The sequence below is a fragment of the Nonomuraea sp. NPDC049607 genome (genome assembly GCF_040675375.1).
In the GTDB taxonomy this organism is placed as follows: domain Bacteria; phylum Actinomycetota; class Actinomycetes; order Streptosporangiales; family Streptosporangiaceae; genus Nonomuraea.
This window is the reverse complement of record NZ_JBFAOV010000023.1, coordinates 146,000-156,861: the sequence shown is the minus strand read 5'-3', so window position 1 is coordinate 156,861 and position 10,862 is coordinate 146,000. Positions and strand designations below refer to the sequence as shown.

Sequence of the window (10,862 nt, the reverse complement as noted above, 5' to 3'; positions counted from 1 at the left end):
CGGCGTCGGCTGGGCCGGCGGGTACGGCCAGCATGCCCGCGACCAGCGCGAGGACGCACAACCGGGACTTCCACAGGTTCATCGGGTGGCTCCTGGGGGGTGAGCGGCTTTTCATCGTGTTCCCACAGGGAGTCACACCCGTCAACAGGTTATCGATCTTGGAACGATCCAAGTTTAGGAAACTTTCCTAACTCGGACCTCCGGAGACATCGGAGGTGCGACCGGCTGTGGACAGACATCTGCCGGAGATGTATGCCTGGAGAAGGTGTGAGGTCGGACCTGTGATCGTCGCCGTTCGGCGGGAGGTTGAGATCGTGCCGCTCAGAAACCGACATCAGCGGTCGCCGCCCGCCGCCGCTGGACAGGCGGCCGACGGGCGCGACCGGGTCAAGGCGATCACCTCGCCGGTCAACAGCGCGTCCGTCGCCTTCCACGCCACGACGGGCTTCACCGTCACCGGGCCCGTCCCGGACCACGACGGTCCCGGCGTGGACCGCGTCGTCTTCGAGCTCCGGCTACCGCCCCGATGACCCGCCGTTCATGAGATCGCGCATGCGAAGGCCGATGGCGGGGCAGGAGGGACGGTCTCCCCGACCGGAGAGGACCGGATGCGCGACACAGCGGCGGAATGCGAGCGGGTGGCCAGGAAGGCGCTCGGCCTGACCGACCTGCGGCCCGGCCAGCTACGAGCGATGACGGCCCTGGCCGAGGGCCGGGACACACTGGTGGTGATGCCGACCGGAAGCGGCAAGTCGGCCGTCTACCAGGTGCCGGCGCTGCTCCTGAGCGGCCCGACCCTGGTGGTCTCGCCGCTCGTCGCCCTGCAACGCGACCAGGTCGAGGCCCTGCGCGACCGCGACGAGGAGGCCGTCAGTCTCAACGCGGGGACGCGCGCGAGCGAGCGGTCGGAGCTGTTCCAGGCGCTGCGGGCAGGGGAGACGGAGTTCCTGTTCTGCGCGCCGGAGCAGCTCGCCCGTCCCGACGTCCTGAGCGAGCTGGCCGCCGCCGCCCCTTCGCTCATGGTGGTGGACGAGGCCCACTGCGTCTCGGCCTGGGGGCACGACTTCCGCCCCGACTATCTGCGGCTCGGCTCGGTGGCCGACGCGCTCGGCCGTCCGGTCGTCGCGGCCCTGACGGCGACCGCCGCGCCGCCGGTACGGGCGGAGATCGCCGAGCGGCTGGGCATGCGCGCGCCGGTGGAGATCGTCCAGGGGTTCGACCGGCCCGGCATCTCGCTGGAGGTGCGCCGGGCGCTGGACGACCCGGCGGACGACATCGTCGCGACCGTCGTGGCGGCGCAGAAGCCCGGCATCGTCTACACGACCTCGCGCAGGCAGACCGGCCGCCTGAGCGGGCTGCTGGCCGAGGCCGGCGTCCGGGCCGCCGCCTACCACGCCGGCCTGCGCAGGGCCGAGCGGGACGAGGTGCACGGCCGGTTCATGGCCGGTGACCTGGACGTCGTGGTCGCGACCAACGCCTTCGGCATGGGCATCGACAAACCGGACGTACGTTTCGTCCTGCACGCCGAGATCCCCGGCTCGCCGGACGCGTACTACCAGGAGATCGGCCGGGCGGGCAGGGACGGCGAGCCGGCCGCGGCCGTGCTCTTCTACCGGCCCGAGGACCTGGGGGTGCAGCGGTTCTTCACCGGCGGCGTGCCCGACGAGGAGAAGCTGGCGCGGGTCGCCGAGGCGGTCGCGGAGTCCGGCCCCGGCAGTGAACGCAAGGCGCTGGCGGAACGCGCCGGGCTGTCGGCGCGCCGCCTGACGGCCCTGCTGGACCTGCTGGAGAGAGCGGGCGCGGTACGGCTCGGCACCCGCAGGGTCGATCCCGTGCCCGGCCTCGACCCGCGGGCGGCGGCGAGCCGCGCCAGGGAACTGGCCGAGCGCCGCCGGGACGTCGACCGCAGCCGCCTGGAGATGATGCGCCGCTACGCCGAGACCACCGACTGCCGCCGGCGTTTCCTGCTCGGCTACTTCGGCGAGGAGCTCGCCGAGAACTGCGGCAACTGCGACAACTGCCGCGCCGGGACCGCCGGGCAGGCGCCCCAGGAGACCGGCCCCTTCCCGCTGCACGCCCGGGTGGAACACCGCGCGTGGGGGCCGGGCCAGGTCATCCAGCGCGGCGAGGACCGCCTGACGGTCCTGTTCGAGGACGCCGGATACCGGGAACTCCAGCTCGACCTGGTCCTCGAAGAGGGCCTCCTGACGGACTCCCCGCCGACGAAGGGACGCTGAGGCCATCCCCCGGCGCCCCGGACCGCCGGGTCAGCGGTGCGGCGCGGGCCCCCGGTCGCCCGGCTCCGGGCGGACGGGCCGGGGGAAACGCTGGATCCAGCGGCGCTGCCACGGGGTCTCCACCGCCCGGGGGTGGTGGTGCTCGCGCGTCCAGGCGACGGCGTCGGCCGGATCGATGCCGGCCAGGACGGCGAGGCAGGCGACGACCGTGCCGGTGCGGCCCACGCCGCCCCCGCACGCCACCTCCACCGCCGTGCCCTCCCGCGCCCGCCGGTGCAGGCCGCGGATCGCCTCCACGGCGGCGTCCCGGTCGCGGGGCAGGAGGAAGTCGGGCCACTCGATCCACGCGTGCGGCCAGCGCAGCCCGTCCTCATGACGGCGGGCCAGCCGCGCCGACCCGAGGTAGAGGCCGAAGCCGGGCGCCGGGCCCTCGGGCAGCGGGTGGCGCAGGCCCCGGCCGCGGACCCAGGAGCCGTCCGGGAGCCGGAAGGAGCCCAGGAGCGGCGGCTCGCCGGCCACGCTCTCCGTCGGACCTGCCAAGGGAACCTCCTCGTGATCTCGGGGGCCGCCCTGATCTCAGCCCGCGGTCCCGCAGAATACCTTGACGGCCATGCCCATGATCTCCTCCGTGGACGGGTTCCTGGTCGAGGGGTTGAGCGACAGGGTCAGCGACTTGCCCGAGTCCGAGCGGAACGCGAACGTCAGGTACCCGATCAGCTCCCCGCTGTGCCCCCACACCGTGCCGCACGGCAGCGCGTACGCCTGGAGCCCGAGCCCGTAGCCGAACCCGGCGCCCGTCTCGACGGTCGTGCGCATGGCCTTCAGCGACGCGGCGCTGGTCAACTTGCCGCCCAGCAGGGCGGACATGAACCGCTCCAGGTCCGCGGCGGTCGAGATCATCTCTCCCGCGGCCCAGTCCAGCGAGGGGTTCATGCGGGTGGCGTCCACGAGGGCGGGCATCGGCTCGTACCCCTTGGCGTGCGGGGACGGCACCCCCGCCCGGTCGCCGGGGACCAGCGTGTGGCGCAGCCCCAGCGGGCGCAGGATCCGGCGGGTGACCTCCTCGCCGTACGGGCGGCCGGTCAGCTTCTCCACCAGCAGGCCGAGCACCACGTAGTTGGTGTTGGAGTAGTGCCACTTGCCGTCGTCGGGGAGCTTCTTGGCGAAGGCCACCTTGAGCAGCTCGGCCGGCCGGTAGGAGCGGAAGCGGGCCTCGCCGCGCCAGCGGTTGGTGGAGTAGCCGGGCTCGCTCATGTAGTCGTACAGGTGGCTGGTGTGGTCGAGGAGGCTGCGGACCGTGATCCGGCCGCCGCCGGGGACCAGGCCGGGCAGGTGGGCGTCGATCGGGTCGTCCAGCTTCAGCTTGCCCTCGTCCACGAGCTGGAGCACCACCGTGGCGACGAAGGTCTTGGTCACGCTGCCGATCCGGAAGTAGCCGTTGGGCGAGGGGCGTCCGCCGCGCTCGACGTCGCGGACGCCCGCCGAGCCCGACCAGGTGCGGCCGCCGTCGGTGACCCGCGCCAGGGCGGCCGTCGCGCCCTGTCCCGTCACGATCCTCTCCAGCTCGGGGCCCACTCCGGCGCCCTGGCTCCCCGCCGCCATCGTCGCCGCCACCAGCACGTTCATCATCGTCTGCATCATGCGGTCAACGTTAGGAAGATCGGCTCCACGGCGGAATGCGGTGCTCCGCCCAGTCCCCCTGCGGAAAACCACAGCCCCGCGCCGCGCAGGGGGTTGTCCCTACCACCGGTTGGCGTGCTGGCGTACTGACCCGGCCGGATTCTTCGCAGATAGCGTCATTTCATACGAATCGCCCACTGAAATGGATATATCTGTTGTTCGGTAATAAATCCCTGCGTCGTGTCGTGACCCGTTCCGCTGTCGTCGTCGTGGCGGGCGCCGCCTGTCTCGCCGCCACCGCCGGCAGCGCCGGAGCGATCATCAACGGGACGAAGGCCACGGAGGCGTACCCGTTCATGGCCTCGATCCCGATCTCGGCCCCGGCCATGGGGCTCACGGACGGCGTGTGCGGAGCGGCGCTGATCGCCCCGCAGTGGGTGGTGACCGCGGCCCACTGCCTGGACATGGAGATCGGGTCGATCCCGAAGGGGACCGTCCGCGTCGGGAGCGACCGGCGGACGTCCGGCGGAGAGGTGCGCGGGATCGCCCAGGCCGTGCTCCACCCCCGCTACTCCCAGCACACGCCCAACAGGAACGACATCGCCCTGGTCCGCCTGGACCGCCCGGTCGGCCGGCGGCCCGTCCCGATCGCCGCGCAGCCGGGACGGCCCGGCACCCCGACCCGGATCATCGGCTTCGGTGTCACCGTGGCCGAGCGCGATCCGGCCCGCTGGAAGATGTCCCCGCGGCTCAACGAGCTGGACACGCGCAGGGGCGCGAAGTCCGAGTGCGGGCCCGGGTTCGCGGGCGGCACCCGGTTGTGCACGGTAAGCCGGGTGCCCAAGGCCATGGCGTGCAACGGCGACTCCGGCTCCCCGCAGCTGCGCCGGGGCCGGGGAGACCGGTGGGAGCTCATCGGCGTCACCTCGGGCCCCGGCGCCAAGAGCCCGTCCTGCGCGGAAGGTCCTGGTCTGTACACCAACGTGCCGGCGTACGCGGAGTGGATCAGCAGGACGATGCGCACGTACAGCTGACGCGACGGGTTCGCCCGGCGGTTGAGGGTTGCCCGCCCGCCCGTCCAGCGTCGTCCGCGGCGCTCGGGCGAAAGCTTCCGGGAACGGTTCAACGACAGCCTTGAAGTCATGAGTGCTGACCACGACGAACAGCCCGGCGGCCGCCGGCCCGCCACCGCCCCTCCGACAGGGCACGTCGCCGCCGGCTGGGGGGAGTTGCTGGGACGGGAGCATCTGGGGGCCGCGGTCGTGCTGGCCGGGGGCGTGCTCGCCGGGGCGATCAACATCTACCTGGCGGCGAGCCTGCTGCCGACCGCGGTGGCCGAGCTCGGCGGGGCGAGCTTCTACGCCTGGAACATGACGGTCTACCTGGTCGCCATGGTAATCGCGACGATGCTCACCGCCCGGTCGCTGTCGACGTGGGGGAACGTCGGCTCCTACCTCGCCGGGTTCGCCACGTTCACCGTGGGCTCGCTGGCCTGCGCGGTGAGCCCGGCGATGGCGGTGCTGCTGGTGTCCAGGGGGGTCCAGGGGCTCGGCGCCGGGCTGCTGTCGGGGCTCGGGTTCGCCGTCATCCGGTCGGCGCTGCCGTCCCGGCTCTGGACGCGCGGCACCGCCCTCATGTCGGCGATGTACGGCGTCGGCAACTTCGCCGGCCCGGCGCTCGGCGGGCTGTTCGCCCAGTTCGGGGCGTGGCGGCCGGCGTTCGCGGCGATGGCGGTGATCGGGGTCGGCTGCGGCGCGATCGTCCCCCGCGCCCTGCCGCGCGACGGGCGCGGGGAGCGCGGCGAGCGCGGGGCGCCGGGTGCGGTGCCGGTGGCGTCGTTGGTGCTGGTGACGGCGGCCGCCGGGGCGGTCAGCGTGGCGGCGGTCGTGGCCGGGACGCCCGCCAAGGCCGCCGTCCTCGCCCTGGCGCTGCTGTTCGCGGGCGGGTTCGTCGTCCATGAGCGGCGCAGCGGGCGCCGGGTCTTCCCGGAGGCGACGTACCGGCGGGGATCGTCGCTGAAGTGGGCCTACCTGACGATCGGGGTGCTGACCTTCGGGGTCGCGGTCGAGTCGTTCCTGCCGCTGTTCGGGCAGCGGCTGGCCGGGCTGCCGCCGCTGGTGGCCGGGTTCTTCGCCGCGGCCGTCTCGCTCGGCTGGTCGACGACCCAGATCGGCAGCTCGTCCGTGACCGGGCGGCGCGCCGTGCGGCGGCTGCGGGTGCTCGGCCCGATGCTGCTCGCGGCCGGACTCCTCGTCCAGGGGCTGGTGCAGCGTGCGGACACGCCGGGATGGCTGGTGCTGGTCTGGGTGCCGGTGCTGTTCGCCGCCGGGGCTGGGATCGGCCTCGCCTACCCGCACCTGTCCGTGGCCGTGATGACCAGCACGCGGGATCCGGAGGAGGGCGGGCGGGCCGCCGCGGCGATCGCCACCGTGACCAGCCTGTCGATCGCGTTCGGCACGGCGGTCGCCGGGATCCTGGTCAACCTCGGCGGCGCCTCGATGCTCGACTCCGCCCGGTACGTGCTGTTCGGCTTCGCGGCCGTCTGCGCCACCGGCGCCCTCACCGCCCGCGCGGCCGGCCGTACGGACCGGGCGCAGCCGTAGGACGGGGCCACGCGGCCGGGACGGTGGACTCTCCCCCCGTGGGAGGCGTCATGCTGCTCGCGGGGCACGGACCGGCCGGCGGCCCCGCGCACGCTGATCGACCCGGCCATCGAGGAGAGCGACGCATGACCATCGTGGAAGGCATCGAGGCTCGCGGCCTGGAGCACTGCGAGACGACGGCACTGGGAGTGCTGCTGCGGCACCAGGGGCTCGACCTGTCCGAGCCCATGCTGTTCGGGCTCGGCTCGGGCCTGTCCTTCGTCTACTGGGACGCCAAGGGCATGGACTTCCCGTTCATGGGCGGCCGGGTCAAGCCGTTCGAGCTCACCAGGAACCTGGCCGGCAGGCTCGGGCTGACCCTGCGCGTGGAGGAGACCGGCTCGGCCCGCAAGGCATGGGAGAACGTGGCCGCCCGCATCGACGACGGCCTGCCGGTCGGCCTCCAGCTCGACTGCCACCACCTGGAGTACTTCGGTACGAAGGTGCACTTCGGCGGCCACGTCGTCGCCATGTACGGCTACGACGAGCGGCAGGCGTACCTGGTGGACACCGCGCAGCAGGGCGGCGCCGTGCGTACGAGCCGGGACAGCCTGGCGGCGGCGCGGTCCGAACGCGGCCCGATGACCGCCAGGAACCGTTCCTTCACCCTCGCCCTGCCGGACGGCCCGCCCGCCTGGCGGGAGCGGGCCGTCCCGGCGATCAGGACGTGCGCCGAGGCGTTCCTCGCCGCGCCCATCGCCAACCTGGGCCACCGCGGCATCGACAAGGCCGCCCGCCTGGTGCCCACCTGGCTGTCCCGCGCCGGCGAGCCCGCGCGGGACCTGCCGCAGGCCGCGCTCCTCATGGAGAAGGGCGGCACCGGCGGCGGCCTGTTCCGCGCCCTGTACCGGGACTTCCTCGCCGAGTGCGCCACGTTCGTCGACGACGACCGCCTGCGCGCCGGCCACCGCCTGTACGCCGAGGCCGCCGCCCTGTGGACGGACGTGTCCGCCCTGGTCGCCAAGGCCGGGGAGGGGCGCGACGCGGCGTACCTGGAGCAGGCCGGGGCCGTCCTGCGCGACCTCGCGCGCATCGAGCGGGACGCCATGCTGGCACTGCGCGAGCTGTGACCCCGGGCCGCTAGAGCGTCGCGCGATCGACGGCGGTGAAACGGTCGGCGCCCAGCGACAGATCCAGGGACGCGAGGTCGGTGAGCACGGCGTCGGCCGCGCGCCGGCCGGAGACCAGCGCCCCCTGGAGGGAGCCGGTGTCGCGGTGGTCGCCGCACACGTACAGCCCGGCGCGCAGCCGTACCGGCTTGCGCAGCGGGTACGGCGGCCGCATCGCCGGCAGCGCCGCAGGCACCTGGTACGTCGCCACGTGCTCCCAGCCGGAGGTGTCGCCGTAGATCTCGGTCAGGCGCCGGCGCACCGGACGTTCGTCGTCGGCCACCCCCAGGACCGACGTGGACACCAGCGCCCGCCCGTCCGCGGAGTACCCGGGGGCCGCGTCCGTGAGGACCAGGGTGTCGGCGACGGCCCCGGTGGCGTCGATGACCTGGATCGGCTCGCGCATGGGGGAGCGGGGCGCGGCGTGGTAGAAGGTGGTCACCGCACGCATCTCCGGCGTGTCGATCTCCCTCAGCAGGCGGCCCGCGGCCGGCGGGTCGGCGGCCACCACCACCGCGCGGCCCCCGACCGTGGAGCCGTCCGCGAGCCGCACGCCGCCGGAGGTGACCTCGGTGACGCGCGCGCCGAACGTGACGGCGCCCGGCGGCAGCCGGAGGGCGAGCTGGCGCGGGATCTGCCCCATGCCGAGGGCGGGCAGCGCGATGGTCCCGCGCGCGAACGACCGCCAGAACAGGTGGAAGATCCGGCTGGAGGTCTCCAGATCGCGTTCCAGGAGCACCCCGGCCAGGAAGGGACGCATCAGGCAGTCGATCATCCGCTCGGACATGCCCCAGGCACGCAGCTCGTCGTCGGTACGCCGGTCCGGCCCGCCGCGCAGCCTGGACGCCGGCAGGACCAGGTCGCGGGCCGTGATCGCGGCGAGCACGGCGTCGTCGCGCGGCGTGCCGAGGCCGGTCAGCAGCCCGCTCAGCGCGTGCAGCGGGTGCCGCCACGGCAGCATCACCCTGGCCCGCGCCCTCGTCCCCTGGACGATCAGGCCTGAGGCGAACGGGCGCAGGTCGAGCGCGTCCAGGTCGAGCACCTGGCGGGCCTCGGGATAGGCGGTGTTGAACACCTGGAAGCCGCGGTCCAGCCGGAAGCCGTCCACGACGTCGGTGCGCACCCGGCCGCCCACCCCGTCGGACGCCTCCAGCACCCGTACCGGCACGCCCGCCTCGTGCAGCCGCACCGCGCAGGCCAGCCCTGCCATCCCGGCCCCCACGACGATGACGGCCCCCGACGTTCCCCGTTCGTTGTCCATGTCAGGACCCCTACCCACGACTCCGCAGGTCAGACGACCGGCCGCCGGTCAGGGCGGGGAAGGCCCTACGCCCAGCCGTAGACCGACCTGACGGCCGCGGCGACCTCGTTGACCAGCGCCGTGTCGTTGCCGTTGGACAGGACGGCGTAGCCCGCGCCCAGCTCCGGATAGCCCTTGAAGACCGACTTGAAGCCGTAGTTCGAGCCGTCGTGGGTGTAGGAGAAGTTCTGGGTGCCGGAGCCGGCGATGAACAGCCCGCGTCCCATCCCGGGCTGCGGGCCCTGGGTGAGCAGCGTACGCACGGACGCGCGGCTGAGCGGGCCGGCGATGTCGCCGGTGGCGGTCCAGGCCCGGTTGAGGTACGACATCAGGCGGCACAGGTCGAGCACGTTCGTGTACAGGCCGGCGGCGGCCGACTCGGGGTAGCGGTTGTGGCCGCCCGGGATCACCGTCCCGGTGGAGGTGTGGCCGGAGGCGAGCTCGAAGGCGGGGGAGAGCGCGTACGAGCTGCCCGCCATCCCCAGCGGGGCGAACACCTCCTGGCTCATGTAGTCGGCCAGCGACGTGCCGGTCAGCTCCTCCACCATGCGCTGCAGCAGCACGTACCCGGCTCCGGAGTAGTGGTACTCGGCGCCCGGTTCCGTGGACAGCTCGATCTTGGGGGAGTTGCCCTCGCCGTTCATGACCTGGAGCAGCGACGGGACCGTGGCGGAGGCGCCGTACCCGGCGAAGCCGCCGCCGGAGGAGTCGAAGCCGGAGCAGGCCCCGGCGGGCGAGGTGGAGCCGCGCCCGACGATCCCGGCCCGGTGCGTCAGGAGCTGCTCGACGGTCGGCTCCGCCGTCGGCGAGACGCAGGAGCGGGCCGGCAGCGTCCAGCCGAGATGCGGGCGGACGTCGGCGGTCAGCGCGATCTTGCGGACCTGGAGCAGCCGCAGCACGCCCACCGCGGTCACGGCCTTGCTGATGGAGGCGGCCTGGAACGCGCTCTCCGGATGCGCGGCCGCGGCGCCGCCGGCCGCGAGCCGCCCGTAGCCGGCGGACCAGGCGATCTTGTTGCCGACGACCACCGCGACCGCCAGGCCCGGCGTCTTGTACGCGCTCATCCGCTGCCAGACGGTCGAGCCGCCGACCGCGTTCTCGAACTGCCGCACCCGGTCGGCGGGCAGCGCGGGCGCCTTGCCCCGGGAGCACAGCGCCCATCCGCCGCCGGGCGCGAAGGCCAGGTTGTGCAGCTGCCAGCCGCCGCCGGCCACGGTCTTCATCTGCTTGAAGCAGGCGTCGGGGATGCTGCGGGCGTAGAACTCGTCCTGCGCGACCAGGGCCCAGCCGCCCGCCTTCGGGAAGGCGACGCGGGTCAGCCGGCGGCCGCCCTGGGTCAGGTTGCGCATCATCTGGTAGCACTCGTCGTCGACGCCGTTGGCCTGGAAGGCGTTCGCGGCGACGACCACCCAGCGGTCGCCGCCGGCGGGCGGGAAGGCCACGTCCACGACCTGCTGCCCGGCGGTGTAGAACGCCTTGATCCGGCTGAGGCAGGCCGCGGGCAGGCCGCGCGCCGACACGCCCTTGTCGGTGGTGATCACCCAGCGGTCGCCGCCCTCCGGGGGGAAGGCGACGGCGTTGACCTTCCGGCCCGCCTTGAGCAGCGCCCCCAGCTCCGTGAAGCAGGCGTCGGGGATGCCGCGGGCGAAGTACCGCCCGTCCTGCGTGACCATGACCCACCCGCCGGACGGGGTGAAGGCGAGCGCCGTGACGCCGTAGGGAGCCAGCTCGGCCAGCTTGGCGTGCGCCTCGGCGGTCAGGCCCGCGTCCGCGGACGGGTAGGCCGCCGCCAGGGCGGGCGTGGCCGGCACCGCGACCGGCACTGTGGCGGCCGCCAGTCCGGCGACACCGGTCAGGGTGAGAAAACGTCTCCTGTCCACAGGGCTCCTCGGTCAAGGCGGGGGAATCACGGCGATCTTGGCAGAGATGACCGGCCAGGGCCAACCGCGACCGG

General features: G+C 73.7%; 9 protein-coding genes. 5 read left to right on the top strand and 4 right to left on the bottom strand.

Annotated features, from left to right (window positions below; translation table 11 throughout):
* Positions 1 to 314: 314 nt before the first annotated feature.
* Entirely contained in the window at positions 315 to 530 is a 216-nt protein-coding gene (locus tag AB0J97_RS35250; protein ID WP_364096956.1) for a hypothetical protein, read from the top strand.
* Positions 531 to 608: 78 nt separating this feature from the next.
* Positions 609 to 2,237 carry a RecQ family ATP-dependent DNA helicase gene (locus AB0J97_RS35245; protein ID WP_364096953.1) on the top strand — a complete coding sequence of 543 codons (1,629 nt, stop codon included), beginning with the start codon at positions 609 to 611 and terminating at the stop codon, positions 2,235 to 2,237.
* A gap of 30 nt (positions 2,238 to 2,267) precedes the next feature.
* Here AB0J97_RS35245 and AB0J97_RS35240 read toward each other — a convergent pair whose 3' ends face one another.
* Positions 2,268 to 2,777 (bottom strand): protein-tyrosine phosphatase family protein, encoded by a 510-nt coding sequence (locus AB0J97_RS35240; RefSeq protein WP_364096950.1) that lies wholly within the window; start codon positions 2,775 to 2,777, stop codon positions 2,268 to 2,270.
* A gap of 36 nt (positions 2,778 to 2,813) precedes the next feature.
* Positions 2,814 to 3,878 (bottom strand): serine hydrolase domain-containing protein, encoded by a 1,065-nt coding sequence (locus tag AB0J97_RS35235; protein WP_364096947.1) that lies wholly within the window; start codon positions 3,876 to 3,878, stop codon positions 2,814 to 2,816.
* Between the two features lie 224 nt (positions 3,879 to 4,102).
* Here AB0J97_RS35235 and AB0J97_RS35230 point away from each other — a divergent pair, with 224 nt between their 5' ends.
* The 3 genes from AB0J97_RS35230 to AB0J97_RS35220 all read left to right on the top strand — a co-directional run bounded on the left by AB0J97_RS35230 (position 4,103) and on the right by AB0J97_RS35220 (position 7,569).
* The gene (locus tag AB0J97_RS35230; RefSeq protein WP_364096944.1) at positions 4,103 to 4,891 is read left to right on the top strand and encodes a serine protease; all 789 of its coding nucleotides are present in this window, start codon (positions 4,103 to 4,105) and stop codon (positions 4,889 to 4,891) included.
* A gap of 108 nt (positions 4,892 to 4,999) precedes the next feature.
* The gene (locus AB0J97_RS35225; RefSeq protein WP_364096941.1) at positions 5,000 to 6,460 is read left to right on the top strand and encodes an MFS transporter; all 1,461 of its coding nucleotides are present in this window, start codon (positions 5,000 to 5,002) and stop codon (positions 6,458 to 6,460) included.
* A 125-nt stretch (positions 6,461 to 6,585) separates the two neighbouring features.
* Entirely contained in the window at positions 6,586 to 7,569 is a 984-nt protein-coding gene (locus AB0J97_RS35220) for a BtrH N-terminal domain-containing protein (RefSeq protein ID WP_364096938.1), read from the top strand.
* A 10-nt stretch (positions 7,570 to 7,579) separates the two neighbouring features.
* Here AB0J97_RS35220 and AB0J97_RS35215 read toward each other — a convergent pair whose 3' ends face one another.
* Together AB0J97_RS35215 and AB0J97_RS35210 are read right to left on the bottom strand one after the other, a co-directional pair.
* Complete coding sequence (locus AB0J97_RS35215) at positions 7,580 to 8,869, bottom strand: NAD(P)/FAD-dependent oxidoreductase (RefSeq protein ID WP_364096935.1); 1,290 nt, start codon at positions 8,867 to 8,869, stop codon at positions 7,580 to 7,582.
* Positions 8,870 to 8,934: 65 nt separating this feature from the next.
* On the bottom strand, positions 8,935 to 10,788 hold the full coding sequence (locus AB0J97_RS35210; RefSeq protein WP_364096932.1) for a serine hydrolase: 1,854 nt from the start codon (positions 10,786 to 10,788) through the stop codon (positions 8,935 to 8,937).
* Positions 10,789 to 10,862 lie beyond the last annotated feature (74 nt).